The sequence below is a fragment of the Pseudomonas sp. AC532 genome (assembly GCF_979258965.1).
Genome location: NZ_OZ409888.1, coordinates 649,588 through 676,239 on the forward strand (window position 1 = coordinate 649,588; position 26,652 = coordinate 676,239).

Genomic DNA, 26,652 nt, shown 5'->3' on the forward strand with positions numbered 1-26,652 from the left:
GCCGAACATGCGCGATACCGGCTACATCCCATCCATTCAGCTAACGGCGCGCTGCTAGCTGCGCCCCCAGACGTCAAACACCGAGACCGAAATGGAGAAGGTACTGTTGGAGGCAGCCGCCTGCCTGGATCGCCGCGCGGCAATGGGGTCAACCACCGCAATGGTGGTCTTTGTCGTCACACTGATCAGCTGGTCGCTGGCGGTGCCGTTCCTTTTTCTTCCCCACCTGCCCTCACGTAACCTGACCACTGTCTTGATTCTCTTGGCATTGGGCGTGATCACGAGCGCCGGCCTTACCGTCCTTGCGGTCAAGCTAAAACCGAGGTAAAGGACTCATCGAGCAGCCGGTCGGCCGGGTAGCCCTTCACCAGACCAAGGCCGGCGAAGAAGTCGACGGTCTTTTGCCGCGCAAATTCGCCAGGCTGGGGATCGGCGAATCCTTGCGGACCAGAATGATAACGCGCTGCAGATTCTGTTTGGTCACCGCAACGCGGGCTCCTCGCGCCTGGTGGAGCTGGCCAGTCAGCGCAAGGTGCACGACACGCGCCTGTGGACCGAGATCGCCGCCCTCAGCGGCGGCGCCGGCAATTCCACCTCCCTGGTTGGCACCCCGGATCAGGTGGCCGAGGCCGCGCTGGACTACTACAACGCCGGAGTGACCACCTTTCTGTTCCGCGGCTTCGAGCAGCTACGCGACGCCGTGGAGTACGGCCAGGACCTGCTGCCACGCATTCGTGCACTGGTTAAAGAACAGGGAACGCCCAGAACATCTGCAACGCCCAGGGTGCCGACTGTCCAAGCGCAGGTGCAGTAGGGATGAAAGGTGGTCAGCAAGTGATCGACTTCAGGCGGGCTAATAGCTCGTTGCGATTGGCACAGTGGACAGCGCGGAATCTTCTGGTGCGCAAGGCCGATCGGTCAGCATGCTCGCGACACACGACGCGAACACATCCAGTGCGAAAGGCTTGGTCATGAGCCTCATGTAGGGGCCCAGGAAATCCGCCCTCTTCATCGCACCCTCTGCGTAGCCAGTTAAAAACAGCACAGGCAGTCGCGGCTGGAGCTGCTGAATGACTTCGGCCAACTGCCGACCGTTCATTCCCGGTAACCCCACGTCCGTCACCAACAGGGCAACCTGCTCGATACTGCCAAATACCCTTAGGGCTTCCTCGCCATCGCGAGCCACGTAGACAACGTAACCAAGCTCTTCAAGAACTTCCTGATTGATCAAACGGACCGAGTCATCGTCTTCGACCAGCAGAATAACCTGGCCTTTCCCGACGGCCACCTCCTCCAAAACCGCCGCGTCTTGCGAGCTGATTTCGGGGTTTTCCGGCAGGCAAATGGAAACTGTTGTTCCGACGTCGGGCGTACTGCTGATCGACAGGCTCCCGTTGCTCTGGTTGGCGAAACCGTAAACCATCGAGAGCCCCAGGCCCGTGCCCTGACCAATGGGTTTGGTGGTAAAAAACGGCTCGGTGACTTTGTTCAATAGCTCCTTGGGAATGCCATAGCCGGTATCTCTTACCTGCACGCATATGTGCCGCGTGCCTCCCTGCCCCGTTCCGTTTTCGATACAGGTGGTAATCGTCAGCGCACCGCCATGCGGCATGGCATCCCTAGCGTTGATGACCAAGTTGAGAATGGCATTTTCCAGCTGATTGGCGTCCGCGAAGATCCACGGCTCTTCTGGGCTCAAGTCGAGCTTCAATACGATTTTTTCCGTTATCGTTCTTTGAAGCAGATCTGCAAGGGCGCTGATCAGTTGGTTTAGTGACACGGCCTTCGCATCCAGCGACTGCCGTCGGGAGAACGCAAGCAACCGATGCGTCAGGGAACTGGCCCGCTGCGCAGAGAGCATCGCGGCGTCCATGAAGCGATCCACGTCTTCCAGCCGGCCCTTGGCAAACCGTATTTTGATCAGGTCCAGTGCGCTGATCACCCCGGTCAGCATATTGTTGAAGTCGTGCGCAATTCCTCCGGTCAACTGTCCAACCGCCTCCATCTTCAACGATTGCCGTAACTGCTCCTCGGCACGCTGTCTTTCAGCGCTTTCGCGCTGCAGGCGCACGACTGCCTCGTTGAGCTCTGAAGTGCGCGCTTTGACTTGTACTTCCAGCTCTTCGTTGAATCGGCGCAGGTTCAGCTCCGCCTGTTTTTCTTCGCTGATGTCCACCAGAACCGAAGCTGCCCCGATGATCTTGCGATTACCATCGTAGAGCGGCACCGCACTTACCCTCATCCACGACTCTTCTTGACCGTCGCGGCTATGGAAAAAATCGATGCCACGTGCAGGTTCACCCCTCAGGGCCCTTGCACCGGGAAACATGTGGGGCTCGAGCCTCTTGCCCTGGGCATCAAGCCCCACCCAGCGTGCTGCAGCATCGTGCTGCTTCGAAGGAATGACACCTTCAGGTACGTATTGGCGGTACAAGGGATTGCTGACGAGTGATGCGCCTTGGGTGTCCATGAAGCACACCCCGACTGGAATGTTTTCCAGGAGGATGTGCAGACGGCTGCGCTCCTCTGCCAACTGGGCGAGATTGTCGCGCATCTCGTATTGCCGCTCGCGAGAACGCCAGGCAGCAGCAGTGGCGCTCAGCAGTGAAGCTGAGCTGAGCGGCCGCTCCAGAACGATCACATGCCCGGCCGAACTGGGTAAGCGCCGTCTGGCATCGTTGTCACGCCCAGGGCGGCCTGAGCTTGAGGCAAGCAAAATGATGGGGATTTCCGACCAACCCGGTTGGCGGTCTAAAACCTGCCCGAATTGCCGTACGTCGCCTGACAGGCTGTCCTCGGTCAGGATCACCAACCCTGTTTCTTCCCCAAGGGCTCCAGACAGTGAGCTCAGGTTGTCAAAGGTTTGCAGCGGGTAGGTACCGCCAAACAGCTTACCCAGGGTGAGGACATCCCCCTTGAATGGCGCGACTATCAGCAGGGATTTGGTTTTGGCTGACGGCTCAATTGACACGTTTTCGCTCTTCCATGAGTGGAAGGTCGGCACCGAAATACTCCGGTGTACCCGTCAATACACCGCGGAAATTTACGAGCGGCTCGCCAACGCGCACACCCTTGGAGTCAATCCGAAGCTCTCTGATTGCATCCTCGTGGGCGCCTCCTCGGTGCTTCAGGATGGAGATCGCCTTACGTAGCCGCCCCTGAGCTTCGAAGAAACGAATGAGGATGACGGAATCGGCAACGTAGGACACATTGAGGTTCGTGGACATCGTTCCCACCAGTCCGTGCTGCGGGTTGATCAGAAAGGTGACCACCCCAAGCTGGCTCAGGTAAGACAGCAACTCGTGAATCTGCAGGATCAGCTGCTGTTCCTGAGGCATGGCGGCCATGTACCCGTTGAGGCTGTCAACGACGATCATCGTGCTGCCGCGCTCTTCAACCTCGCTACGAACTCGCCACGCGAACTCTCCTGGGGAAATTTCTGCCGGATCTATCTGTTGAATGACCAATTGTCCGTTGGACAGGTAGTGACTCAGGTTCATACCCATGGCGTCACCACGCGAGATCAACGTGCCGACCCGCTCGTCGAACTCATAAATCGTGCACCGCTCCCCCCTGGCGCAGGCGGCGGCCAGGTAGGCCAACGCAATAGTGGTCTTGCCTGTACCGGCAGGCCCGGTGATAAGCGTACTGGTGCCTCTCAGAGGACCGCCGACCAACAGCTCATCCAACTCACCGATACCGCTTGGCACTGCCTCAGCCCGGAACCCGACGTGATGCTTGGCCGCTATCAAACGCGGATAGACCTCCAGTCCACCTACGCGGATGGTGAAGTCGTGAAAACCGGCGGTGAAGTCCACGCCTCGCAGCTTCTGCACTTGGAGGCGTCTGCGCGCGGCGCCAAAGTCGAGGGTCAGCCTTTCGAGTGTGATGACGCCGTGACACAAGCTATGGAGATGATTGTCACGCTCGCCTTTCGAACTGGTGAGGTCATCGACCAGGATCACGGTGATGTCGCGACCCGCAAAATATTGCTTGAGTGCAAGTACCTGCCGGCGATAGCGCAACGGATCCTGAGCTAGGAGCCGCATCTCGGAAAGACTGTCGAAGACCAGGCGCTTTGGCTGGAGCGTGTCCACCCGCTGTTGGATGAGCTTGATGGTGTCACCCAGCTCCGCCTCCCAGGGATGGAGGATCGACTGCTCGTATTCCTGTCCCATGACCTCCTCGGTGGAGGAGAACTCGAAGAGGTCGATGCCGTCCAGCGACCAGCCGTGGGAATGAGCAACGCTTTCCAGTTCCTCACTGGTTTCCGAAAGCGTGATGTACAACACCGACTCTCCAGCGCTTACACCATCGAGCAAGAATTGCAGGCCTAGCGTGGTTTTCCCGGCTCCCGGCGTCCCTTCAAGCAAGTAAAGTCGGTTGCTAGGCAAGCCACCCTTGAGCACTGTGTCGAATCCGGCATTCCCAGTCGAGACGATTGGGCGGGGATGGGCCATTTAAACCTCGGGGAAATAGTGGAGAAAAAGCAGGATGAGTCGGTGAAGTATGGGACGCGCAGCGCCGCTTCGCCAGAAGACCACAGTATTGAGACGCCACTAAACCCGAGTCGTGCCGTTCATCGTTTTCGTGGCGCTCGGTGTGCCCGGGTGTTCGGCACCAGCACGAAGACGGACTCCGTTCCGGCTGCCCTGCGTCAGATAAGACCACCAGCAGATCAAGGCACGTGACAGCGACCCCGCGTCAACCGTGAGTACACCTCAATCAAACGGGCTGTCCAGGAGTAGGTGGCGGCCCTCCCGGGCTGCCGCCTTCCTCTCCTCATAGTCGCGGCAATCACCTGACCAGGTGAACGGCCAACCCCACAACGGCGCAGCTTGCGAGTACCTGGATCACGCCACGCTTGTAACGGAACAGAGCAACGGCCGCCCCCACGGCAATCACTGCGGATGGCCAGTCGAAGCCCCCTGTAAAGCCCTCGGGCCACAACACGTGATAGCCAAAGAACAGGGCGAGGTTGAGGATCACGCCCACTACGGCGGCGGTAATGCCGGTCAATGGGGCCGTGAATTTGAGCGCGTCGTGCGTCGACTCAACCAGCGGGCCTCCCGCGAGGATGAACAGGAACGACGGCAGGAAGGTGAACCAGGTGACCAGGCTTGCCGCCAGCGCACCAGCCAGAAACGCGTGTTCGGGACCGAAGGCCTGCTGCACGTAGGCGCCAACGAAGCCGACGAAGGCAACCACCATGATCAAGGGCCCTGGTGTTGTCTCGCCCAAAGCAAGCCCATCGATCATTTGTGTGGGGGTCAGCCAACCATAATGCCCGACAGCGCCTTGATAGACGTACGGCAACACTGCATAGGCACCACCAAAGGTAAGCAGCGCCGCCTTGGTGAAAAACCAGCTCATCTGCGTGAAGGTGCCGTGCCAGCCAAAGATCAACGTCAGCACGCCCATGGGCAGGGTCCAGAGGACGGCGCCCACGACCAGCAGGATTATCAGACGAGGCCATCGAAAACGAGCGTGCGCAGGTGTCGGGGTGTCGTCATCGATTACCGCCGGCCCGAAGGACTGCCGCGTTGTCCCGTGCGCCCCGCCTGCGGTGAATTTTTCCGGGGCGAAACGGCCGCCAAGATAGCCAACCAACGCAGCAGCCAGAACGATGACCGGGAACGGAACATTGAGGGCAAAGATCGCCACGAACGAGCCGGTTGCGATTGCCCATAGCCAGTTGTTCTTAAGTGCGCGTGAGCCGATCCGGTGGGCCGCGTGCACTACTATCGCCGTCACCGCGGGCTTGATGCCATAGAAAAGTCCAGCCACGACCGGGACGTCACCAAAGGCGATGTACACCCAGGACAACCCGATGAGGATGAACAGCGACGGCAGCACGAACAGCACACCGGCAATCACGCCGCCCCAGGTGCGGTGCATCAGCCAGCCGATGTAGGTAGCCAGCTGCTGAGCCTCAGGGCCGGGAAGCAACATGCAATAGTTCAGTGCATGCAGAAAGCGCTTCTCCGAAATCCAGCGGCGGCGCTCGACCAGTTCCTCATGCATGATCGAAATCTGCCCAGCGGGCCCACCAAAGCTGATGAAACCCAGCTTCAACCAGAAGATGAAAGCTTCGAGCAACCCAATGTTCGGTGCCTGAACGGGCGTGGTTTCAGGCTCAGCGACGTGCAGCGTCGTTTCACTCACTCGCGTTTTCTCCCTCAAAAGCACTGAGCAAGCCGTCGAAGATAGCGGCGCAGGATGTCAGTAATTGGTCATCGTCGCTGATCGTGGCGCGCATGCCAGCCAGTATTCGTTCAACTCCTGCGGCCTCCTCTGGCTGGGTTCCCCCTGTATCCAGGTAATGGACAAGCGCTGCCATGCGTTCCAGCGCGCGCGTCTCCAGGCTGAAACTGGCCAGTAACGTCTCGAACGTCACGCGCTTTCCTACGTGGCTGAAGGCCGCGCCATCGAAGTCGAAACCCAGGGCGTCGGGTGGGCAGTCTGCAGGCGTCTGCAACCAGACAAACGTCGCGTGGGGATCAATCAGCCGCCGAATCAGCCATGCACTGGCGAGACGATCCACCCAAGGGCGTTTTCGAGTGGCCCAGACGCGCCCCTGATAGTCCGCGGGGTTCAGACGCACGATGGGACGCTCGAAGCTATAGGGCTCGTCAGACGAAATCGCACGACTGAGATCCTTCTCCAGTTCGTGAAGCTGGTGATCGGTCTCCCGCCCGAAATCAGTGGGGAAGAAATCGATATGGCTCAGTTGGGCAAGGCTTCGCCGAAGCTTGCGTACTTGTTTGGCGATCTCCATCGCGTTGTCCGCGTTGAGCTTTATGCGTAGCGCCTCGGTTTCATTACGAAGCTTCAGGTAATCCCCGCTGCGGTCAAACAGCGGAATGAAGCGCTCGCCCTGATCGTCCTGAACCGGGAGCAGGTAGGCAGTGCCGTCATTTGTCAGGATGTCTTGCTTTACAGTCGCCATGAGGGACGCGCAATCCGGTATGGCCGGGAGCAAATAAGCGCCGTCCCGGAGGACCGCAGCTCCAGCGCTCTTGAGCGACCGCCAGGCGCGCATTCGTGCCGTCGCATTGGCGGTCGGAAGCGCCATGACCAAGCAAAGCCAGCTTTTCATGTAGCGATCACTTCATAGATGTGCTTATCGCTACAATATCCCTGAGCCAGCGCTTTTGGAAGCCCCACCTGACAACGCCACCGGAGCATGCGGTTTCAAGACCACACTTTTGAAAAAGGCGCCCTCAGGCGCCGTTTGCTGGTCAGATAAAGGGCTTTATACGGCGGTTTCGCCGTTCCTTGAGCAGCATGCGCGTGACCGGCAATCGGCATGCAAATTTCGATCTGCAGCTTCGATTGGTACCTCAGCGAAAAACGGACTACTCGGCCCAAACACGGCTCATTTCTTATCCTGTTCACTGTTCCACAGGCGGACTTCCAGACTGTTATGGACCGCAGTAGCGCAAACGGCTGCCTGACCGGTAGCCACCGCGATCTGCTTGAGCGAATCCACCACGTCACCTACCGCGTACAGGCCGACAACTGAGGTGCGTTGACGACCGTCCACGCGTAGAGCGCCCTGCTCGTCTGTTTCTGCTCCTAACTGCATGGCTAGCTCTGAACAGAAGCGAGACCCAAGAGACGGATAAACGATATCGAAGCAAAAGGTTTCGTCGCTCCCTGTCACGACTTGAACGCGGCCGTCGGCAACGTCGATATGCTTTACACCGTCGCCGATCAGAAGGATGCCCGCGTGACGCGCTATCGCCTCGGCCTCTTCGCAGGCCTGCTGGTCACCACAGAAGAGCACGGTGACCCGATCAGGCCGGATAACGGGTTGGCATTGAGTCGGCTTTGCGCCGACGGGTCAGCCAGCTCGAAGCGGAGCGAAACAGTACTGCCCCCGACCAGCAAAGCGCTGACGCCCGACCAGCAAAAAATTCAGGAATTGGAAGCCCGAGTAAATCGCCTGGGATTGGAAAAGTCGATATTAAAAAAGCCACCGAGCTGCTGATGGCCGAGCATCACGAGCCTCGCTGAGGGATCAGTTTCGTGCTGAAGAGCTAGCAGGGGTTTCAAAGGGCTTCCGCCATCATCGCTCCCATCGCCTTGGTTGACGAAGTGGAACGTGGCCTAGTTCCGCACCGGCTGATATGTTTCTTGGACTCACTCGGGGCGAAGGATCTGACGGTACCGCTGCAGGTGTTCATGGCGACACACTTACCGGTCGTTTTGCGTGCGTTGTCTGGCGATCAGCTGTTTGTCGTTCGCCGGGGGGCTTGCAGGCCACTCAATCCTGTCAGCAGGGAATACGGACGAGGTGCAAGTACCGCGTCGCTCGGCTTCCTTGAACCAAGTCATCTCAGGGTCAGCTTTGTCCGTGGCATCAATCGCCTGACTGACGGTCCGTTGGTTAGCCTCCTCGATGCCCCCTCAGCAGGCCTACGGCCTGCTAGGATGACGACCAGCACGACGGAGATCCCATGCCGCGCAACACCCGCCACCTCACTCTAGCCAACGGCCTGCAGCTGAACCTGCGACATGCGCCGCACCTCAAACGCAGCGCCGCGGCCCTGCGCATACACGCAGGCAGCCACGATGCGCCGGCGCGCTGGCCAGGGCTGGCGCATTTCATGGAACACTTGATGTTTCTCGGCACCGCATGTTTCCCGCTGGCGGACGGTCTGATGCGCTATGTCCAGCGCCTGGGTGGTGAGGTCAACGCTAGTACCGCAGAACGTCACACCGATTTCTTCTGCGAGGTATCACCTGGAGACCTAGATGGCGCGCTTTTGCGGTTGTGCGACATGCTCGCCGCTCCGGGGCTGGACCTCGAGCGCCAGCGACGTGAGCGTGACGTGATCCACGCCGAGTTCATCGCCTGGTCACGCGACTTCCAGGCGCAACGGCGCTTTGCCCTGCTGCAGGCGCTCTCGCCGCGCCATCCGCTGAGCGGCTTCCATGCCGGCAATCGCTACACTCTGCCGCTGCAGACGACCGCGTTCCAGCAGGCCCTGCGGGCTTACCACCAGCGTTTCTACCAGGCGGGGCAGATCACCCTGAGCCTCGCCGGGCCACAGTCGCTGGCAGAACTGGAGCAACTGGCGCGCCGCCACGCTGCGCTTTTCGCCCAGGGCCGCCGCCAGCAACGCGGTGCGCCTGTGCCCCTGCTCGACGGCCAGTTGCGCCTGAGCGAGGCACGCGCCCCCTACTGCGACCTGCTGTTCGCCCACGAGGCCCTGCCGGCTGGTGCGACGCAGGCGCTGGAGCTGCTGCTTGATCACCTGCGTGACAGCCGGCCGGGCGGCTGGCTGGCCGAGCTGCGTCGGCGCGGTTGGCTGCAGGCCTGCTCGGCTCAGCCGCTGTATGCCCACGCTGGCCAACTGCTCTGGCACATCGAACTGCAATTGACGCCCACGGCCTGCCCGAACCAGGCGCAGGCCCTACTGCATGGTTGGCTGGGCTTCATCCGCCAACAGGATCACCAACGTCTCAATGTGGCTTTCGGCCAGCGGCAAAAACAACGCGCATCGGCGGCCAACGCCCTGCAACTGGCGCGTCTCGACAGCGCCGGGCAGCCCCTGCGAGAGCTCGACTCACAGGCCCTAGTGGCCCTGGACGCGTTGCTCGACGGCCTGCCGCGGGGCGAACTCGGCAACTGGCACTTGCCCGCGGATGAACCGCTGCTGGCCAAGCCCGCCGAGCCCCATGTGCCGCTGCCCGCCGGCTTGGTCATCGACCGCAGCCTGCCGGCCTGCCGACAATTCGCCGCGGTCTATCTGCGCTGGCAGATCGGCTCGCCGCTGCGCCAGAGCTTCCAGGTGATCGCCGAGCGGGCCCTGAGCACCTTGCGCGAACGTGCCGAACAGGCGGCGGTGCACCTGGCGTTTACGGCCGCTGGCGAGTACTGGCAGTTGCAGGTCAGCGGCTCTCCGGACGCGGTGATCCGCGCCAGCGGCGAAGCCCTGCAGCAACTGCGCCGCCCTGCCCCCGAAGTTTGGCACGCGCAGGCCGGCGAACGGCCCGCAGCGATGCCAATCCGTGCCCTGCTCGAGGCGCTGCCTGCTGCGTTGCAAGCCAGCGCACTGCCACCACAGCCTGCCTGCAGCCGCGACCAGGCGCTGCTCGACGAGCTCTGGCAGCAGGCCCGTTGGCAGGGCCTGGCCATAGGCTTCGACGAAGCCCGCCACGGCGCGCTCGGAGCCTCGCTGCAAAACATCATGGGTCAGGTGCACAAACCTTACTTTGCGCCGTTCCCGGCAGAGCGGCGCTGGGTGTCGATCGGCGTGCCCACCGAGCAAGCCGCACTGCTGCTGTTCTGCCCGCTGCCGGTAGGGCTGCAGGCCACCGGCCGCCTGCTCGGGCACCTGCTGCAAGGGCCGGTGTACCAGCGGCTACGCGTCGAGCTGCAGCTCGGCTATGTGGTGTTCAGCGGGTTCCGCCAGGTCGCCGGCTACGGCGGGCTGCTGTTTGGCGTGCAATCCCCGCATACCGGCCATGGAGAACTGCTCGACCACCTGCTGACGCTGCTCGGCGAGGGGCTGCGCCTCGATCCGCTGGCCCGCCTGCAACTGGCCGAGCAGTTCAAGGAGCCGGCCATGAGTAATGCCGTGGTGGCCGATTGGGCCTGGCAGACCCGGCTGGCCGGCGAAGAACCTGCCTTGCCACGGCTGCACCAGGCCGTCCTCGACGTCGAGCAGGACCACCTGGATGCGCTGCTAGGCCAGTTGCTCGACGCCCATCACGGCTGGCTGTGCCTGGCCAACCAGGCGACACCGCCCGCAGGCTGGCCATGGATGCCGCCCTGTTGAGCCGCCAGCGGCCCCACGCGTGCCCTTCGCCGGCAAAATCCTGCAACCTTCGTCAGGTGGAACCTCCCGGGCCGGATGACGACCAATAAGGAGCCGGAGCCCGCCAACCCCATCCGCAAGGAACAAGGCAGGCGGCCCAGCCTGCATATCCTGACCTGTGTTTCGGCTTCGCCGTGAACCTACGGCAGCACCGGCGCCGACACACTCACCCAACTGGAAGGAGCAACACCATGTGGACCAAGCCTGCTTACACTGACCTGCGCATCGGTTTCGAAGTCACCATGTACTTCGCCAACCGCTGAGCGACCCAGTGATGCGACGCCCCGGCACGCCGGGGCGTCATCGTTTTCAGGGCATGGAGTAACCATGTACATCCAGATTCTTGGTTCAGCGGCCGGTGGCGGCTTTCCCCAGTGGAACTGCAACTGCTTGAACTGCAAGGGTTATCGCGATGGCAGCCTGCGCGCCACGGCGCGTACCCAGTCGTCGATCGCCCTGTCCGATGACGGCGAGCACTGGATCCTGTGCAACGCCTCCCCGGATATCCGTGCCCAGTTGCAGGCCTTCGCGCCGCTGCAGCCGGCCCGCGCCCTGCGCGACACCGGTATCGATGCCATTGTGCTGCTGGACAGCCAGATCGACCACACCACAGGCCTGCTCAGCTTGCGCGAAGGCTGCCCGCACCAGGTGTGGTGCACCGATATGGTCCATCAGGACTTAAGCACCGGCTTCCCGCTGTTCGCCATGCTCAGCCACTGGAACGGCGGCCTGCAGTGGCAGCGCATAGAGCTCGATGGCAGCTTCATGATCGACGCCTGCCCCAACCTCAGCTTTATCCCCTTTGCGCTGCGCAGCGCCGCGCCGCCCTACTCGCCGCACCGCTTCGACCCGCACCCGGGCGACAACCTAGGCCTGCTGGTCAAGGACACCCGCACCGGCGGCACGCTGTTCTATGCCCCGGGCCTGGGCCAGGTCGACGACGAGCTGCTGCGCATGATGCACAGCGCTGACTGCCTGCTGGTCGACGGCACGCTGTGGAGCGACGACGAAATGCAGCGCCGCGGCGTTGGAACCCGCACGGGCCGCGAGATGGGCCACCTGGCGCAGAACGGGCCGGGTGGCATGCTCGAAGTGCTCGACGGCTTCCCGCGCCAGCGCAAGGTACTTATCCACATCAACAACACCAATCCGATCCTCGACGAGGATTCGCCGGAACGGGCCGAGGTCCAGCGCCGCGGCGTGGAAGTCGCCTTCGACGGCATGAGCATCGAGCTGTAAGGAGCCCCCGTGAGCGACGCAATGCCATTGCCCCCTGCCGAGTTCGAGCAGGCTCTACGCGCCAAGGGCGCCTTCTACCATATCCACCACCCCTACCACGTGGCGATGTACGAAGGCCGCGCAAGTCGCGAGCAGATCCAAGGCTGGGTGGCCAACCGCTTTTACTACCAGGTCAACATTCCGATGAAGGACGCCGCGATTCTGGCCAACTGCCCGGATCGCGCCGTGCGCCGCGAGTGGATCCAGCGTTTACTCGACCACGACGGCGCCCCAGGCGAGGACGGCGGCATCGAAGCCTGGCTGCGCCTGGGCCAGGCGGTAGGTCTCGACCCGGACCAGTTGCGCTCCCAGGAGCTGGTGCTGCCCGGCGTGCGCTTCGCCGTGGACGCCTACGTCAACTTTGCCCGCCGCGCCAGTTGGCAGGAAGCCGCCAGCAGCTCGCTGACCGAGCTGTTCGCCCCGCAGATCCATCAGTCGCGCCTGGACAGCTGGCCCCAGCACTACCCGTGGATCGATCCGGCCGGCTACCAGTACTTCCGCACCCGCCTCGGCCAGGCCCGCCGCGACGTCGAGCATGGCCTGGAGATCACCCTGCGCCACTACGACACTCACGCCGGCCAGCAGCGCATGCTGGAAATTCTGCAGTTCAAGCTGGATATCCTCTGGAGCATGCTCGATGCGATGAGCATGGCCTACGAGCTGAGCCGCCCGCCCTATCACACCGTGACCCCGGAGCGGGTGTGGCACAAGGGAATCGCCCTATGAGTTTCGACCGCAGCCGCGTGCCCGGTTGGCGCCCGGGTTACCGCTTCCAGTACGAGCCGGCGCAGCAGGGCCATGTGCTGCTATACCCCGAAGGCATGGTTAAGCTCAACGACAGCGCCGGCCTGATCGGCGGGCTGATCGACGGCCAGCGCAGCGTCGCAGCCATCATCGAGCAGTTGCAACAACAGTTCCCCGACGCGCCCGAAGTCGGCGACGACATCGAGCAGTTCATGGAGGTCGCCCGTGCCGAGCACTGGATCAGCCTCGCCTGAGGCGTCGGTCGGTCTGCCGCTGTGGCTGCTGGCCGAACTCACCTACCGCTGCCCGCTGCAGTGCCCGTACTGTTCCAACCCGCTGGACTTCGCCAGGCAGGGCGAGGAACTGAGCACTGCGCAGTGGTTCAAGGTGATGGCCGAGGCGCGGGAAATGGGCGCTGCGCAGATCGGCTTTTCCGGTGGCGAGCCGCTGGTACGCCAGGATCTTGCCGAGCTGATCGGCGAAGCCCGCCGGCTGGGCTTTTACACCAATCTGATCACCTCAGGCATCGGCCTGACCGAGCAGAAGATCGCCGCCTTCAAACAGGCCGGGCTGGATCATATCCAGATCAGCTTTCAGGCCAGCGACGAGCAGGTCAACAACCTGCTGGCCGGCTCGAAGAAAGCCTTCGCCCAGAAACTGGAGATGGCCCGGGCGGTAAAGGCCCACGGCTACCCGATGGTGCTGAACTTCGTCACCCATCGCCACAACATCGACCGCACCGACCGCATCATCGAGCTGTGCCTTGCCCTCGAAGCGGACTTCGTGGAATTGGCCACTTGCCAATTCTACGGCTGGGCACAGCTCAATCGCGCAGGCCTGCTGCCGACCCGCGAGCAGTTGCAGCGGGCCGAACGCATCACCAACGACTACCGTGAGCGGCTCAAGGCCGAAGGCAACCCGTGCAAGCTGATCTTCGTAACCCCGGACTACTACGAAGAACGCCCCAAGGCCTGCATGAACGGCTGGGGCAGTATCTTCCTGACCGTTACCCCGGACGGCACTGCCCTGCCCTGCCATGGCGCACGTCAGTTGCCCATCGCCTTTCCCAACGTGCGCGAGCACAGCCTGCAGCACATCTGGTACGACTCGTTCGGCTTCAACCGCTTTCGTGGCTTTGCGTGGATGCCCGAGCCGTGCCGCTCCTGCGATGAAAAGGATAAGGACTTCGGCGGCTGCCGCTGCCAGGCTTTCATGCTCACAGGCGATGCCAGCAATGCCGATCCGGTGTGCAGCAAGTCCGACCGTCACGGGGTGATCCTCGCGGCCCGCGCGGAAGCCGAGCACGCCACCCAATCCATCACCGACCTGGCCTTTCGCAATGAACGAAACTCGCACCTCATCGCCAAGAGTTGAGCCCCTGAGCGCCGCCGAGGCAGTGGCCGCCGCAGGCGACTTCGCCGAACTGCGGGTCGGCCCTGCCGGCCTGGTATGGAACGCCTTCGACCCCGCGGACGGCAGCTGCCGTCTATGGTTATGGCGCGGGGAGGATGCGCAATGCCTGACTCCGGATGGCTTTTCCGCGCGCAGCCGGGTCTACGAATACGGTGGCGGCGCCTTCTGCCTGGGCCGCGATAGCCTGGTGTTCGTCAATGACGCTGACCAGCAGCTCTACCTACAACCCCTGGCTGGCGGCACGCCGCGCGCGGTGACCCACGGCCAATGCCGATACGGCGATCTGCTGCATGCCGGTGAGCAGGTGCTGGCGGTCGAGGAAAGCCACACCGACGAGCGGGTCGAACATCGCCTGGTGGCCATCGGCCTAGGCGACGGCAGCCGCAGCGTGCTCTTCGAAGGCGCCGACTTCTATGCCGCGCCGGTGCTCAGCGAGGATGGCCGGCAACTGGCCTGGATCCAGTGGCAGCGACCGGCCCAACCCTGGACCGCCACGCGCCTCTACCACGCCCGCCGGCAAGCCGACGGCAGCTGGGGCAAGGTACGCTGCGTGGCGGGCGACACGGGCGAAGAGCAGGCCCTGCAGCAGCCCGGCTTCGACGCCAGTGGCCGCCTGTACTGCCTGTCCGACCGCAACGGTTTCTGGCAACCCTGGGGCGAGATCGAAAATACCTGGCAAGCGCTGCCTGCCACGGACGCCGACCACGCCGGCGCCCCCTGGCAGCTCGGCGCCTGCAGCTGGATACCTCTCGGCCCGGAAAGCTATCTGGCCAGCTGGTTCGAGGACGGTTACAGCCGCCTGGGCATGCGCCTGGAGGATGGCAGCCTGCAGCACTACGCCAGCGCCTACAGCCGCTTTCGCAGCCTGGCCGTGGATCGCGATCACCTCTATGTCATCGCCGCCAACCCGCTGGCGCCGTCCGCCGTATTGGCGATCCGTCGTGACAATGGCCAGGTCAGGGTGCTCGCCGGCGGCCGCTCGCCACTGCCGCCCGAGCGGATCAGCCAGCCACAGCCGCTGCGCTATGCTAGCGGCGACGGCCAGGCCCATGGCTTCTTCTATCCCGCACAACAGGGCGAAAACCGGCCGCCGCTGCTGGTGTTCATCCACGGTGGGCCGACCTCGGCCTGTCACCCGGTGTTCGACCCGCGCATCCAGTACTGGACCCAGCGCGGCTTCGCCGTCGCCGACCTCAATTACCGCGGCAGCACCGGCTACGGCAGGGATTATCGCCAGGCACTGCAGCACAACTGGGGCGTGGTGGACGTCGAAGACGCCTGCGCGGTGGTCGCGCACCTGGCCGAGCGCGAGCTGATCGACCCGGCCAGGGCCTTTATCCGCGGCGGCAGCGCCGGCGGCTACACCACCCTCGGCGCGCTGATGCGCGGCGGCGTGTTCCGCGCCGGGGCCAGTCTTTATGGGGTCAGCGACCCACTGGCCCTGGCCCGCGTCACCCACAAGTTCGAAGGCGACTACCTCGACTGGCTGATCGGCGACCCGCAACGCGACGCCGAACGCTATCGCCAGCGCACCCCGCTGCTGCATGCCGAACGAATCGAGGTACCGGTGATCTTTTTCCAGGGCGAACTCGATACCGTGGTGGTTCCCGAACAGACCCGCGCCATGCTCACCGCCCTGACCGCCAATGGCATCGAGGCCGAGGCGCATTTCTATCCCGGCGAACGCCACGGTTTCCGCCAGGCCAGCAACCTCGCCCATGCCCTGGACGCGGAATGGCGCTTCTACTGTCGGGTGCTGGAGCGGCAATGAAATTGTTGCTGTTTCACCTAAAGAGCACTGCCGGCCACGGGGATCAGCGCAACTAAGCTGACGTAGCGCTATGCCTATTTACTTGCTGCTGGAGGAGCAGAAGGGGACTGCGGCAACCTCCACAGCGCACGGTTTCGGTCAGCAGATCTGCCGCTGCATTGATCTGCTTGCCGTTGCAGTAACACATCACCGCGCCGCTCTCCCGCCAGGGTGCAGCTTCGCTAGCCACATCAACTTACTCGCTTTCGTGTCGATGGCCCGCAACAAGGTCTCTTTCCATTGGAAGACGTTGTCATGGCCGGTTAACCGATATCCGGCAGCCGGTCAGGCACAGGAGGCCATATCTCGTATAAGAACAGCCTGACACTTTTCGTCGAGGCCATCCCAGCGAATGGCTTGGCGGCGTGTTGAGAAAAGCGCGAACAGCACGATCTTCGGCATGTGCCCCGAGAGGGGCTTTACTTTAATCACCTCGCTGAAGAGCTCAAGTAATTGCCCGAGCTCTTCAGGAGCTACACGCCTGCCACGATCGCGACTGAACATTTTGTCGCCCGGTTTCTTGAGCACTTGCCGGGCAGCAGCCGTTGCTGCCGGGCTAACATCATGTCCCCAGGCCGGCCGCGCCACCGCGAGCACCGCGCCGAGGTGGGCGAGATCGTTGCCCACGGTTTGCGGCTTCACCACTCCCGCTTCCTTGCTCATACGCCATAGGGCGAAATCAACCAGCCTGGCTGGTTAACTCAACAGGCGCCACCTGGCCCGGATACGAATGCGCGATACGATCCAGGGTGCTTTTTTCGTACGCCCGCCTTGCCAACTTCCTCGAGGTACTGCTGTATCACACCCTTGAGCAGAGACTTCGGCTTCTTGGCACGCTCCAGCGCGCCGGGTTCACTGAGCTCCGTCGCCCACCGATTCACCCACGCCTGCGCGGCCTTCTTACGGGCGAAGGTCTGGCTCTGCGTGTAAACTTGCGCCCCATTCTTTTTGATTCGTATCTGAGCGGTGTAATTCAACGTGCCGTCAGCACGCTTGCGCCCTCTGATCGTCGCCAAGGTGGTACATCCTCGTCGCGGTGGCACAACGCAGATGCCAAGTAGGTACGCCGTACCGCCAGAGGATTGCAAACGCCCGGAAACCCGCGAAAACACGTTGGCGACATGCCCCACCGGAGACCGCATGACAGAAGCATCTAAGCCAGTAACCACGCGCCCTGAGCCCTCCCGCCGCTTCTGCGTGGCGCCGATGATGGATTGGACAAAAGCTCATAATTTATCGTTGTTTTTCAAATATTTACATAGATACAGCCCTTAATTTAAGCACTTATTAAGCACTGAATTAACTCTAGCTATGTTGCTGTCATGGCAGCACCGCTTGCGCTGGCGGATCATTTGCGGAGGGCAGCGTAACGACGCTCACCGAATATTTTGTACAGCGCTAGGGTGTGCACCCTTCTGTGCATACCGGTACGACCAGCTTTCTTAACGGGTAAGAATCTGGTCGCAAATGACCGCTCCTGGCCCAGAGTGTGTAAAAACACTTTTCTTATCGTGCGTGCTTCAGCCCATTGCTCTTGGGCGTGGCAATTTCCCGATTATTTACCGCGATCAGCGCCGGTAACGCTTCAGAGCGCATATGAAGCGCTTTGGCACCTCTTTGGGGCAGTAAAAGCCGGGCTTTTACGCCGCCATCGCCTTCAAAAAGCCTTCAGTGCCGATGATTTTCATCACCCTCTTCAAGTAATAGGCGAACACATTCAAGCTCATTTCAGCGCTCACCCCGTTCAGTTTTCGAGTCAGGAAGTGCGTTGCCCCCATCCATCGCTTGAGCGTCCCGAAGGGATGCTCAACAGTTCGCTTTCGAACCCGCATCATCTCCGGTGCTTGGTTCAGCCGGCGTTGCATTTCCTCCAGCACAGTTTGATGTTCCCAGCGCCTTACTCGACGATTTGTGCTTGGCGTGCACTGGGTTTTCAGCGTGCAACTCTGGCACTTTGAACTCCAGTAGCAGTGCATATTCATGCCTTTCTCAACGCTGGAGAATTTCCAGATCAGTGCATCTCCCGCCGGGCAGGTGTATTCGTTTTTCGTCGGGTCATACACGAAGGCATCTTTGTTGAATCGGCCATCAGCCTTGGCGCTTGAAGTCATTGGCTTAGGCACGTAGGCCGTGATGTTTGCGTCGTGACAGGCAAGGATTTCTTCACCCTTGAAGTAGCCTCGGTCAGCCACCACGGACAGCGTTCCTGCGCCGACAGCTTCACGAGCCTGCTTCGCCATTGAACTGAGTTGGTCACGGTCGGAACCGCTGTTGGTGACCTCATGAGCAACTATTAAATGGTGCTGCGTATCGACAGCCGTCTGCACGTTGTAGCCGACGATACCGCTGCCGCGCGTCATCATCGAACGGGCATCCGGGTCGGTCAGCGAAACCTGTTTGTCAGGGGAATCGTTGAGCTGAGTTTCGATCCCCTGAAGCTCTTTCATCTGCGCTTTGAGCTTGGCGATTTTATCTTCCAGGCTGGCAGTGTCTGGCACGGAGGCGCTAGGAGTCTGTCGATCAGCCGCATCGAGCGCAGCCAAATAACGGCTGATGCTCGCCTCGATTTCTTCCATGCGTCGCTTCAGTTTGGCGCTGGTGAAATTGCGGTCACGGTTGTTCACTGCCTTGAATTTGCTGCCATCGATGGCAACCAGGTTTTCACCAAACAACCCCAACTGCTGGCAGAGCAAAACGAACTGGCGGCAGACGCCGCGAATGGCCTTGCTGTTGTCTTTTCGGAAGTTGGCGATGGTCTTGAAATCGGGCATCAAACGCCCGGTTAGCCACATGAGCTCGACGTTGCGCTGGGCTTCTCGCTCAAGACGCCGGCTCGATTGAATGCGGTTTAGGTAACCGTAGATGTAGATCTTCAGAAGGATCGCTGGGTGGTAGGCAGGTCGGCCGGTTTCGGCTGGAATGACACCTTCAAAACCCAACGAAACTAGGTCGAGTTCATCCACGAAGACATCAACCACTCGCACCGGATTGGTATCGCTGACGTAGTCGTCAAGGCTTTCGGAGAGCAACGTACTTTGGCCTCGATGCTCACCTTGAATGAAGCGCTTCATGGTCGACCCTTACGATGAACTCTTCAAAATCATAGCAAGGGTTTGATCAGACGTTTTTACACATTCTGGGCCGGAAGCTGCCTTTCAACTGGCCAGTCAATAGCGGCCTTCCAAGCGAGACTGATCGTCAAGAAAGAAACTTACCATGACGTCATGCTGGCGCACCCAGCGAAGCATAGTCTGAGGGCTTCAGCCATGGCGTCGTAGACCGGCGAGACCTCTTCTGTCTCGCCTGCGAGAAGGCCGCCGTGAACCAGGCCCTTACCCACGTGCAGCGTGACATTGACGCCAGCGTTCTGCAGTGCCTCAGCATAGGCATTGCCCTGATCGCGAAGCGGATCGTACTCAGCCACGGCAATGAAAGCGGGAGCCAAGCCAGTGAAGTCTGCAGCGGCCAGGGGCATGGCTCTGGCATCTCCGGTCATGCCTTTAGCCGGTAGATAGCCAGCGATCGAGTCAGCGACCTCGGCTGCGGTGAGCATTGGCGCATCGGCATGCTCGCGCATCGAGGGCTGGTCGCTGCTAGCGCTCAGAACGGGATACACGAGCGCTTGAAGCAGCGGCTGAGGTTGTTTCGCATGACGCAGGGCGATGCATAGACCGGCCGACAAATTTCCCCCAGCGCTATCGCCACCGACCATCAGCTTTTCGCGGCTGAGGTCCGATCCGACGCGTCCGGCGCGTAGCGCATTCCAAGCCGAGAGAGTGTCGTCAAGGGCAGCGGGAAATGGATGCTCTGGGGCCAGGCGATAATCCACCGCCACGATCGCGACCTGCACCCGACGAGCCAATGCAAAAGCAAACCAGTCATTGCTATCCAGGCCCCCGAAAACCCACCCGCCGCCATGGAGATAGAGCAGGGTCGGCCAGCCACCCTCAGGTGTTGGCGAGGATGGCTCATAGACGCGCATTAGAAGATCATCGACACGCCTGTCCTCGATGAGCCAGCCCGCGGGTGCTTTTGGAGTGAAATGCCGGCATGCACGCAAGAAGGCATGACGTCGTGAATGCAAGCTTGCATCGCCGGAAACGAACTCGCCTCTCTTGCTCACGAATGCACTCATTGCCTCGCTCAATGAATAGTACTTCACGCTGATACCTCTAGGGCTCGGATGTTGGCTGATGGATAGGACCGTCAAAGCGCACCATTCATGCCGAATCCCGACGAGCCATGCACACCGGCTCGCCGAATTCGTCTTTCTGACCTCAGAAGCCTCGGTGTTTTACAACCAACCCTTGATTTGTCGGGTCACGGCATCGGTTGAAATACCGTAACGGTCGTGAAGGGTCGGCAATGCACCCGCGTCCAGGAAGGCATCCGGCAGAGCTATCTGCCGGAAGGTTGGCGTTACGCCGTTGCGCAGGAGCACCCCAGCGACGGCCTCGCCCAGCCCCCCAATGATCGAATGATTCTCGGCAGTGACCACCAAGCGCCCAGGCTTGCGGGCTTCGGCCAGGATGGTCGCCTCGTCTAGCGGTTTGATGGTCGGCACATGCAACACGGCGACATCGACGCCATCAGCCTGCAGTTTCTCCGCAGCTTCGAGCGCACGCATGGTCATCAGTCCGGTGGCGATGATCAGCACCTCGCGACCGGAGCGCAGCGTCTTGGCCTTGCCGATCTCGAAGCGGTAGTCGTACTGGTCCAGCACCAGGGGCACGTTGCCACGTAGCAGGCGCATATACACCGGGCCCTGATGTGCGGCGATGGCCGGCACGGCCTGTTCGATCTCATGGGCATCGCAGGGGTCGACGATCATCAGGTTGGGCATCGCCCGGAAGATCGCCAGGTCGTCGGTCGCCTGGTGGCTGGGTCCGTAACCGGTGGTCAGCCCCGGCAAGCCGCAAACGATCTTCACGTTAAGGTTTTCTTCAGCGATGGCCATGCAGATGAAGTCGTAGGCCCGCCGTGAAGCAAACACGGCGTAGGTCGTGGCGAACGGTGCCAGCCCCTCACGGGCCATCCCTGCGGCGGCACTCATCAGCAACTGCTCCGCCATGCCCATCTGATAGAAGCGGCCCGGGTGCGCTTTGGCAAAAATGTGCAGGTCGGTGTACTTGGACAGATCGGCCGACAAACCGACGATATCCTTGCGCTGCTCGGCCAGTGCCGTGAGTGCGTGGCCGAAGGGCGCTGCGCGCGTGGCCTGCCCTTCCGCAGCGATGGAGGCGATCATCGCCGAGGTGGTCAGGCGCTTCTTGGATGTCGTGGAGGTATTCATGGCTGGCTCCCAGCGTCGAGCATGTCCAAGGCGAGATTCCATTCGCTCTCATCCACCCGGATGAAGTGAGTCTTCTCGCGGTTTTCGAGAAAGGGCACGCCCTTGCCCATGCGGGTGTCACAAATAATCACTCGGGGTTGCGAGCCTGCGTGCTGGCGGGCGGCATCGAAGGCCTTCACCAGTGCGTCGATGTCATTTCCGTCGACACGCTGGGTGAACCAGCCGAACGCTTGCCAGCGATCGACAATGGGCTCGAAGGCCAACACCTCGCTGGAGTAGCCATCGGCCTGTTGATTGTTCACGTCGATCAGCGCGATCAGGTTGTCGAGTTTCCAGTGCGAAGCGGACATGGCCGCCTCCCAGGTCGAGCCTTCATTGAGTTCCCCGTCGGATAGCAGGTTGTAGACGAAGCGATCCGAACCCTTGCGTTTGAGGCCCAGGCAGGCGCCCACCGCGATCCCCAGCCCGTGGCCCAGCGAGCCGCCGGTGATCTCCATGCCAGGTGTGTAGGCGGCCATGCCCGACATGGGCAGGCGGCTGTCATCGCTTCCATAAGTTTCGAGCTCCTCCTCGGGGACGATGCCGGCCTCGATCAGCGCCGCATAAAGAGCGATGGCGTAGTGACCGATTGACAGGTAGAAGCGGTCACGCCCCTCCCATTCAGGGTTGTCAGGCTGATAACGCAGGGCATGGAAGTAGGCGACGGCCAACAGGTCGGCAGCGCCCAGCGCCTGGCCGATATAGCCCTGCCCCTGGACCTGCCCCATGCGCAGGGCATGGCGGCGGATGTTCTGGGCGCGCTTGGCCAGCGACAGTGCGCCCGTGGCAGTGGATGCGGAATTCATCGAAGTGACTCCTATCTAGCGGTTGACTTGACGGGCGGGGACGCGGAACACCAGGCACGCGCCGAACACCAGCACACCGGTGATCAGGTACATGCCCACAGCGCTGCTGCCGAGCGTGGTGGTCACCCAGCCAATCAGGTATGGAGAGCAGAAACCAGCAAGGTTGGCGAAGCTGTTGATGGCGGCAATACCGGCGGCGGCGGAAACCCCACCAAGCAGCGTGGTCGGCAGCATCCAGAACAAAGAGGAGGCGGCGAGAATTCCGGAGGCGGCCAGGCAAAGGCTGAGGATCGATAGAGTCACGTTGCTGCCCAGCACGGCGGCAAGGCTCAGGCCCAGTGCACCTGCAAGCATTGGCATAGCCAGGTGCCAGCGGCGCTCCTGATGTTTGTCACCACTGCGTGCCACAAGCAGCATGCCGAAGATGGCGCACAGGTAAGGCAGGCTGGTTAGCAGGCCAATGTGCAGCGGCTCGGCGACACCGGCGTTACGCACCAGCGTTGGCAGCCAGAAGGTTATCGCGTACTGCCCCATCACCACGCAGAAGTAGATGCCAGCCAGCAACCACAGGCGACGGTCGCGGATGAATGCACCGGCCGAGGCGTGCTGGACCTTATGCTGATCGTCTTCGGCGAGCTCCTTTCGGATCAGCGCCTTCTCTTCATCGTTAAGCCAGTTCGCTTGGTCCACGCTATCTTTCAGGTAACTGAGCACCAGTATCCCGACCAACACGGTGGGAATGGCCTCCAGCACGAACATCCACTGCCAGCCGGCCCAGCCGTGCACGCCAGCGAAGCGCTCCATGATCCAGCCAGATAGTGGCCCGCCAATCATGCCCGAAAGCGGAATGGCCACGAACCACAGCGCGGTCATCTTGGCGCGTCGGTAGGATGGGAACCAGTAGGTTAGATACAGCAGCAGCCCGGGAGCCAGGCCCGCTTCAGCAACGCCGAGCATAAAACGCAGTACATAGAACTGCGTGGCCGTCTCGACGAAAGCGAACATCCCGGAAATGATGCCCCAGGTGATCATGATCCGCGCGATCCAGCGGCGCGCACCCACACGGTGGAGAATTACGTTGCTGGGCACTTCGAACAGGAAGTAGCCGATGAAGAACATACCGGCTCCCAGGCCGTAAACCGCCTCGCTCAGCGCCAGGTCATCCATCATCTGCAGCTTGGCGAAGCCGACGTTGACACGATCCAGGTAGGCACACAGGTAGCACAGCATCAGAAACGGCATCAGCCGCCAGGCGGTCTTGCGGTAGGCATTGCTGCGAGCGGTCGAGGCCGCATCGAGGGCGATGGTGGTCATGGTGATCTGATCTCTTGTTTTTATTCATATGCCTGGCGGGCGAGCGCCAGGCAGCAGATACAGAACGAACGGCGTATGACGTCAGTGAATCAGCATGCCGCCGTTCACATCCAGCGTGATACCCGTCAGGTAGCTGGACAGGTCGCTGGCCAGAAACAGCGCGGCATTGGCCACTTCCCGCGCTTCGCCCAGGCGGCCCAAAGGAATGCCATCGATGATCGCGTGGCGTCGATCATCGTGCATCAAGCCACCGGTGATATCGGTATGGATCAACCCCGGCGTAAGCGAATTGACGCGGATGTTGTCGGCGCCGAACTCCCGCGCCATGGCCTTGGCCAGCCCCAGCACACCCGCTTTGGCCGCGCTGTAATGTGGCCCGCCGAAGATGCCACCACCGCGCTGGGCCGACACCGACGACATGCAGATGATGCTGCCAGCCTTCTGGCTGCGCATCGTCGGTAGCACGGCCTGGGACATCAGCAGGGTGCCACGCAGATTAACGTCGAGAATGCGGTCGTAGTCCTTGCCAGTAATATCAAGCGTCTTCACCGGCTGGGTGATACCGGCATTGTTGACCAACACGTCGATACGCTCGTACTGGCTGAGCGCCCGAGCCACTGCGTCGCGAGCCTGAGCTTCGTCCGCGACATTGGCAGCTAGACCGAGGTGGCCCTCGCCAAGTTGCGCAGCGGCTTCGCGGGCGGCCGTGAGATCCAAATCGAGAATGATGACGCGGGCGCCCTGCTCGACAAACGCCTGGGCAGTGGCGCGGCCAATGCCGCGTGGGGAGGCGGCGCCCGTAACGATTGCGATTTTGCCTTGAAGTAGCATGGTCTGTGCTCCGACTTTTGTTTTTATGGTTGGCGGCCCGTGACGACCGATAGGCAGAGAGTCGGCGCGATGTGCAGGTGGAGCAACGCAGCTGGCTTCAACCAATGCTGAAAAAAATTCAGCATGTGGTGACCCACAATTAAATCAGCACGGTAGGATTCACCTAATCAAAGGCATTTTGCAGGTAACACCGTGTTCAACCACTGGGTAGCAAGTCGATGCCACTACCACCACTGAAAGCCATTCAGTCCTTCGAACAGGTGGCACGCTTTGGCAACGTCGCTCGGGCAGCCGAACAACTGAACCTCACGCCCTCGGCCGTCAGCCACCAGATCGCCAATCTGGAAGCCCTGATCGGCCGCCCTTTGTTCCTGCGAAACGCCCGCGGCGTGACCCTTACCCCGGCAGGCGAGCAGTACCTGCGTGACGTGACCGGCGTGTTGCAGAGCCTGGCCTTGGCCACCGAACGGGCTAGCAACGAAATCAGTGCCGATAGCCTACGCCTGCACTCGGCACCCAGCTTCGGCCTGCTGTGGTTACTTCCGCGCCTGGAGCGTTTTCGCGAGCGCCACCCGGATATCCAGATCAACCTGTCGTGCTCGTACGAATCGCTGCACTTCGGCCGTAACCAGATCGATCTCGACATCCGCCACGGCTACCCCAATTGGCCAAGCCTAGAAGTGCGGAGCATCCGCCACGAGCAGTTGGCCGTCCTGGCCTCCCCTGCCTTGCTGGAACGCTATCCGATAAAAGAACCGCAGGACCTGCTCGCCCAGAAACTCATCCTTTCCGAAGCCGCCCTGGTGCAATGGCCCCAATGGTTCGCTCAGCAGGGCGTGTCACTACCCGAGGCGCCATTCGCGCTGAGCTTCGACCGCTCTTACATGAGTCTGGAGGCAGCCAGCCATGGCTTCGGCTTCGCGCTGGAAAGCTCCCTGCTATCCCAGGACTACATCCGCCAAGGCCGCCTGGTTCCAGTGTTTGACGATACGCGTAGCAGCGCCGTCAGTGCCCACCATCTGGTATTCCCGCGTACAAGTTCCAACCTGCCACGCCTGCGACGTTTTCTTGCCTGGATGCAGGAGCAGCTCGGCCACGAGCTCAACTATGACTAGCTGACTCGCGGGGTGAAAGTCGACATTTGAGCGCCGCCAAGGCAGTCTGTGGAAACCCTGCACGGCCTCGATGCCGTATCCCCAGCCAGCGTGGCTGTTCTGCCGCAGGCCGCATTTGTATTCACAACGCAAGAGCGAGTGACGCCAGGTCTGCCGCCCTACCCCTAGCGTCCCACTCCACAGAGCATCCATGTACAGGCCAGAGCGGTTGGCTGAGGAGTGCGGTGTGGGTGTATTGGATCTGCCCAGCGACTGAAGGCGATAGGTGTCATTTTGCTTAACAGATCTAGACGCCAATCCAAGCAGGGTCTGAGCACTCGTCTCGTTCAATCCTCTCGTCGAGATCACCACGCGTTTGGGGCGCGCTTTAGCAATTTCCAGTGTAGTGCTGTCGCAGAATTCGACGCGGTCAGCTTCCGAAGCGATGGGCAGATGATAAACACGCTATCTGCACCTTGGTAGGCTGGTGCAGGCAACTCACTCGAGCCGATCCGCCTTGGCCGCGTTCGGGCCTGGGTGCGCTGAAGGATCACGAACAATAGCAACCGCCGTGTGGCCAGCTTTGGTCAGCAGATCAAACAAGGGCCAGCTTTGATCTGCCCGAGGGTGACATCCGATTTGAAAAGCACAGTGGCCAGCAGCCCTCTGGCAAGCCTTCATGAACTCCCGATATCAAAAGACCCTGAGCCCAGCAGCTCTTTGAGTCGGCCAGATGCGGTTTACATGCTGAGAAAGCAGCCTCTACGGCTGCGCCTATGCGATACATTGCTTGAGGCTGAGCTTAAACGAGGGTAGTCATCCCTCACACTTTTCTTCGGGCCGTAACCAAATCCACAATGCGCCGCAGCTCATGCCCAACCCAGCAAAGATCAACGATGGCGTGTGCGCTACCGTCAACCCCATGATGCCGAAGGCCAACAGCATGCTCAGGCTTGCCACCAGTTTGGTACGCCGGGTGATCACACCGCCGTCCCGCCAGTTGCGCAGCATTGGCCCGAACAGGCGATGGTTTTCCAGCCAGGCACTGAGCCGTGATGAGCTGCGCGACGCGGCCCAGGCGGCAAGCAACACGAACTCAGTGGTTGGCAAGCCAGGCACCAGCACACCCACCGCTGCCATGCCGATGCTCAGGTAGGCAAGCGCCAGCCATAACCAGCGCGTCCAACCCCTCGTCATTGCT

The 26,652-nt window shown here is 61.3% G+C and carries 23 protein-coding genes and 4 pseudogenes; 12 read left to right on the forward strand and 15 right to left on the reverse strand.

The features are described from left to right. The first annotated feature begins 91 nt into the window (after positions 1 to 91). A complete protein-coding gene (locus ACZ0AV_RS03100) occupies positions 92 to 328 on the forward strand; it encodes a hypothetical protein (RefSeq protein WP_499149679.1) in 237 nt (78 codons plus the stop codon). 69 nt (positions 329 to 397) lie between these two features. Here the strand turns inward: ACZ0AV_RS03100 and ACZ0AV_RS03105 are convergent. Further along, positions 398 to 490: pseudogene (locus tag ACZ0AV_RS03105) on the reverse strand (sulfonate ABC transporter substrate-binding protein); the annotation flags it as partial. Between ACZ0AV_RS03105 and ACZ0AV_RS03110 the strand changes: the two are divergent. Next, positions 488 to 814: pseudogene (locus ACZ0AV_RS03110) on the forward strand (hypothetical protein); the annotation flags it as partial. The pseudogenes ACZ0AV_RS03105 and ACZ0AV_RS03110 overlap by 3 nt on opposite strands. 39 nt (positions 815 to 853) lie before the next feature. Here ACZ0AV_RS03110 and ACZ0AV_RS03115 read toward each other — a convergent pair. The 5 genes from ACZ0AV_RS03115 to ACZ0AV_RS03135 all read right to left on the reverse strand — a co-directional run bounded on the left by ACZ0AV_RS03115 (position 854) and on the right by ACZ0AV_RS03135 (position 7,789). Then, positions 854 to 3,004 carry a hybrid sensor histidine kinase/response regulator gene (locus tag ACZ0AV_RS03115; protein WP_499149680.1) on the reverse strand — a complete coding sequence of 717 codons (2,151 nt, stop codon included), beginning with the start codon at positions 3,002 to 3,004 and terminating at the stop codon, positions 854 to 856. Continuing rightward, positions 2,961 to 4,460: an ATPase domain-containing protein gene (locus tag ACZ0AV_RS03120; RefSeq protein ID WP_499149681.1), complete on the reverse strand. Its 1,500-nt coding sequence runs from the start codon at positions 4,458 to 4,460 to the stop codon at positions 2,961 to 2,963. The genes ACZ0AV_RS03115 and ACZ0AV_RS03120 overlap by 44 nt, the downstream gene beginning before the upstream one ends. Positions 4,461 to 4,797: 337 nt before the next feature. After that, positions 4,798 to 6,165: a chromate efflux transporter gene (chrA, locus tag ACZ0AV_RS03125; RefSeq protein WP_499149682.1), complete on the reverse strand. Its 1,368-nt coding sequence runs from the start codon at positions 6,163 to 6,165 to the stop codon at positions 4,798 to 4,800. Further along, on the reverse strand, positions 6,158 to 7,099 hold the full coding sequence (locus ACZ0AV_RS03130; protein WP_499149683.1) for a chromate resistance protein ChrB domain-containing protein: 942 nt from the start codon (positions 7,097 to 7,099) through the stop codon (positions 6,158 to 6,160). The genes chrA and ACZ0AV_RS03130 overlap by 8 nt, the downstream gene beginning before the upstream one ends. Before the next feature lie 279 nt (positions 7,100 to 7,378). Continuing rightward, positions 7,379 to 7,789 (reverse strand): FAD-dependent oxidoreductase, encoded by a 411-nt coding sequence (locus tag ACZ0AV_RS03135; RefSeq protein WP_499149684.1) that lies wholly within the window; start codon positions 7,787 to 7,789, stop codon positions 7,379 to 7,381. 35 nt (positions 7,790 to 7,824) lie between these two features. Here ACZ0AV_RS03135 and ACZ0AV_RS03140 point away from each other — a divergent pair. The 8 genes and pseudogenes from ACZ0AV_RS03140 to ACZ0AV_RS03175 all read left to right on the forward strand — a co-directional run. Continuing rightward, positions 7,825 to 7,978, forward strand: a pseudogene (locus ACZ0AV_RS03140) (IS3 family transposase); the annotation flags it as partial. 484 nt (positions 7,979 to 8,462) lie between these two features. Next, positions 8,463 to 10,790 carry a pyrroloquinoline quinone biosynthesis protein PqqF gene (pqqF, locus tag ACZ0AV_RS03145; RefSeq protein WP_499149685.1) on the forward strand — a complete coding sequence of 776 codons (2,328 nt, stop codon included), beginning with the start codon at positions 8,463 to 8,465 and terminating at the stop codon, positions 10,788 to 10,790. Between the two features lie 230 nt (positions 10,791 to 11,020). Next, complete coding sequence (gene pqqA / locus ACZ0AV_RS03150) at positions 11,021 to 11,092, forward strand: pyrroloquinoline quinone precursor peptide PqqA (protein WP_003243383.1); 72 nt, start codon at positions 11,021 to 11,023, stop codon at positions 11,090 to 11,092. Positions 11,093 to 11,156: 64 nt separating this feature from the next. Continuing rightward, the gene (gene pqqB, locus ACZ0AV_RS03155; RefSeq protein WP_499149686.1) at positions 11,157 to 12,068 is read left to right on the forward strand and encodes a pyrroloquinoline quinone biosynthesis protein PqqB; all 912 of its coding nucleotides are present in this window, start codon (positions 11,157 to 11,159) and stop codon (positions 12,066 to 12,068) included. 21 nt (positions 12,069 to 12,089) lie between these two features. After that, the gene (gene pqqC / locus ACZ0AV_RS03160; RefSeq protein WP_499153279.1) at positions 12,090 to 12,833 is read left to right on the forward strand and encodes a pyrroloquinoline-quinone synthase PqqC; all 744 of its coding nucleotides are present in this window, start codon (positions 12,090 to 12,092) and stop codon (positions 12,831 to 12,833) included. Further along, entirely contained in the window at positions 12,830 to 13,105 is a 276-nt protein-coding gene (pqqD, locus tag ACZ0AV_RS03165) for a pyrroloquinoline quinone biosynthesis peptide chaperone PqqD (RefSeq protein WP_499149687.1), read from the forward strand. Before pqqC ends, pqqD begins: the two co-directional genes overlap by 4 nt. Continuing rightward, a complete protein-coding gene (gene pqqE / locus ACZ0AV_RS03170) occupies positions 13,077 to 14,225 on the forward strand; it encodes a pyrroloquinoline quinone biosynthesis protein PqqE (protein ID WP_499149688.1) in 1,149 nt (382 codons plus the stop codon). Before pqqD ends, pqqE begins: the two co-directional genes overlap by 29 nt. Further along, a complete protein-coding gene (locus ACZ0AV_RS03175) occupies positions 14,191 to 16,035 on the forward strand; it encodes a S9 family peptidase (RefSeq protein ID WP_499149689.1) in 1,845 nt (614 codons plus the stop codon). Before pqqE ends, ACZ0AV_RS03175 begins: the two co-directional genes overlap by 35 nt. A gap of 324 nt (positions 16,036 to 16,359) precedes the next feature. On the opposite strand, the gene ACZ0AV_RS03180 is transcribed toward ACZ0AV_RS03175, so the two are convergent. Together ACZ0AV_RS03180 and ACZ0AV_RS03185 are read right to left on the reverse strand one after the other, a co-directional pair. Then, a complete protein-coding gene (locus ACZ0AV_RS03180; protein ID WP_499149690.1) occupies positions 16,360 to 16,716 on the reverse strand; it encodes a hypothetical protein in 357 nt (118 codons plus the stop codon). A 59-nt stretch (positions 16,717 to 16,775) separates the two neighbouring features. Beyond that, the gene (locus ACZ0AV_RS03185; protein WP_499149691.1) at positions 16,776 to 17,090 is read right to left on the reverse strand and encodes a hypothetical protein; all 315 of its coding nucleotides are present in this window, start codon (positions 17,088 to 17,090) and stop codon (positions 16,776 to 16,778) included. A 124-nt stretch (positions 17,091 to 17,214) separates the two neighbouring features. Here ACZ0AV_RS03185 and ACZ0AV_RS03190 point away from each other — a divergent pair. Then, a pseudogene (locus ACZ0AV_RS03190) lies at positions 17,215 to 17,337 on the forward strand (tRNA dihydrouridine(20/20a) synthase DusA); the annotation flags it as partial. A gap of 377 nt (positions 17,338 to 17,714) precedes the next feature. On the opposite strand, the gene ACZ0AV_RS03195 reads toward ACZ0AV_RS03190, so the two are convergent. The 6 genes from ACZ0AV_RS03195 to ACZ0AV_RS03220 all read right to left on the reverse strand — a co-directional run bounded on the left by ACZ0AV_RS03195 (position 17,715) and on the right by ACZ0AV_RS03220 (position 24,357). Beyond that, positions 17,715 to 19,145, reverse strand: a complete 1,431-nt coding sequence (locus ACZ0AV_RS03195) for an IS1182 family transposase (protein WP_499149692.1) — start codon at positions 19,143 to 19,145, stop codon at positions 17,715 to 17,717. Positions 19,146 to 19,285: 140 nt separating this feature from the next. Then, positions 19,286 to 20,236 (reverse strand): alpha/beta hydrolase, encoded by a 951-nt coding sequence (locus ACZ0AV_RS03200; protein WP_499149693.1) that lies wholly within the window; start codon positions 20,234 to 20,236, stop codon positions 19,286 to 19,288. 132 nt (positions 20,237 to 20,368) lie between these two features. Further along, positions 20,369 to 21,367, reverse strand: coding sequence for a transketolase family protein (locus ACZ0AV_RS03205; protein ID WP_499149694.1), 999 nt, complete (start codon positions 21,365 to 21,367; stop codon positions 20,369 to 20,371). Next, positions 21,364 to 22,212: a transketolase gene (locus ACZ0AV_RS03210; protein WP_499149695.1), complete on the reverse strand. Its 849-nt coding sequence runs from the start codon at positions 22,210 to 22,212 to the stop codon at positions 21,364 to 21,366. The genes ACZ0AV_RS03205 and ACZ0AV_RS03210 overlap by 4 nt, the downstream gene beginning before the upstream one ends. Before the next feature lie 15 nt (positions 22,213 to 22,227). Further along, entirely contained in the window at positions 22,228 to 23,526 is a 1,299-nt protein-coding gene (locus ACZ0AV_RS03215; RefSeq protein WP_499149696.1) for an MFS transporter, read from the reverse strand. A gap of 81 nt (positions 23,527 to 23,607) precedes the next feature. Then, positions 23,608 to 24,357: an SDR family NAD(P)-dependent oxidoreductase gene (locus ACZ0AV_RS03220; protein ID WP_499149697.1), complete on the reverse strand. Its 750-nt coding sequence runs from the start codon at positions 24,355 to 24,357 to the stop codon at positions 23,608 to 23,610. Between the two features lie 218 nt (positions 24,358 to 24,575). Here ACZ0AV_RS03220 and ACZ0AV_RS03225 point away from each other — a divergent pair, with 218 nt between their 5' ends. Continuing rightward, positions 24,576 to 25,472, forward strand: coding sequence for a LysR substrate-binding domain-containing protein (locus tag ACZ0AV_RS03225; protein WP_499149698.1), 897 nt, complete (start codon positions 24,576 to 24,578; stop codon positions 25,470 to 25,472). Positions 25,473 to 26,267: 795 nt separating this feature from the next. Here the strand turns inward: ACZ0AV_RS03225 and ACZ0AV_RS03230 are convergent. After that, positions 26,268 to 26,648, reverse strand: coding sequence for a YbaN family protein (locus tag ACZ0AV_RS03230; RefSeq protein WP_499153280.1), 381 nt, complete (start codon positions 26,646 to 26,648; stop codon positions 26,268 to 26,270). Positions 26,649 to 26,652: the final 4 nt, after the last annotated feature.

Coding starts and splice junctions, on each gene's coding strand:
- ACZ0AV_RS03230 (WP_499153280.1), bottom strand. CDS start 26,648: ATGACGAGGGGTTGGACGCGCTGGTTATGGCTGGCGCTTGCCTACCTG.
- pqqB (WP_499149686.1), top strand. CDS start 11,157: ATGTACATCCAGATTCTTGGTTCAGCGGCCGGTGGCGGCTTTCCCCAG.
- pqqF (WP_499149685.1), top strand. CDS start 8,463: ATGCCGCGCAACACCCGCCACCTCACTCTAGCCAACGGCCTGCAGCTG.
- ACZ0AV_RS03175 (WP_499149689.1), top strand. CDS start 14,191: ATGAACGAAACTCGCACCTCATCGCCAAGAGTTGAGCCCCTGAGCGCC.
- ACZ0AV_RS03130 (WP_499149683.1), bottom strand. CDS start 7,099: ATGAAAAGCTGGCTTTGCTTGGTCATGGCGCTTCCGACCGCCAATGCG.
- ACZ0AV_RS03195 (WP_499149692.1), bottom strand. CDS start 19,145: ATGAAGCGCTTCATTCAAGGTGAGCATCGAGGCCAAAGTACGTTGCTC.
- ACZ0AV_RS03205 (WP_499149694.1), bottom strand. CDS start 21,367: ATGAATACCTCCACGACATCCAAGAAGCGCCTGACCACCTCGGCGATG.
- ACZ0AV_RS03210 (WP_499149695.1), bottom strand. CDS start 22,212: ATGAATTCCGCATCCACTGCCACGGGCGCACTGTCGCTGGCCAAGCGC.
- pqqD (WP_499149687.1), top strand. CDS start 12,830: ATGAGTTTCGACCGCAGCCGCGTGCCCGGTTGGCGCCCGGGTTACCGC.
- ACZ0AV_RS03100 (WP_499149679.1), top strand. CDS start 92: ATGGAGAAGGTACTGTTGGAGGCAGCCGCCTGCCTGGATCGCCGCGCG.
- pqqC (WP_499153279.1), top strand. CDS start 12,090: ATGCCATTGCCCCCTGCCGAGTTCGAGCAGGCTCTACGCGCCAAGGGC.
- ACZ0AV_RS03220 (WP_499149697.1), bottom strand. CDS start 24,357: ATGCTACTTCAAGGCAAAATCGCAATCGTTACGGGCGCCGCCTCCCCA.
- ACZ0AV_RS03215 (WP_499149696.1), bottom strand. CDS start 23,526: ATGACCACCATCGCCCTCGATGCGGCCTCGACCGCTCGCAGCAATGCC.
- ACZ0AV_RS03225 (WP_499149698.1), top strand. CDS start 24,576: ATGCCACTACCACCACTGAAAGCCATTCAGTCCTTCGAACAGGTGGCA.
- ACZ0AV_RS03120 (WP_499149681.1), bottom strand. CDS start 4,460: ATGGCCCATCCCCGCCCAATCGTCTCGACTGGGAATGCCGGATTCGAC.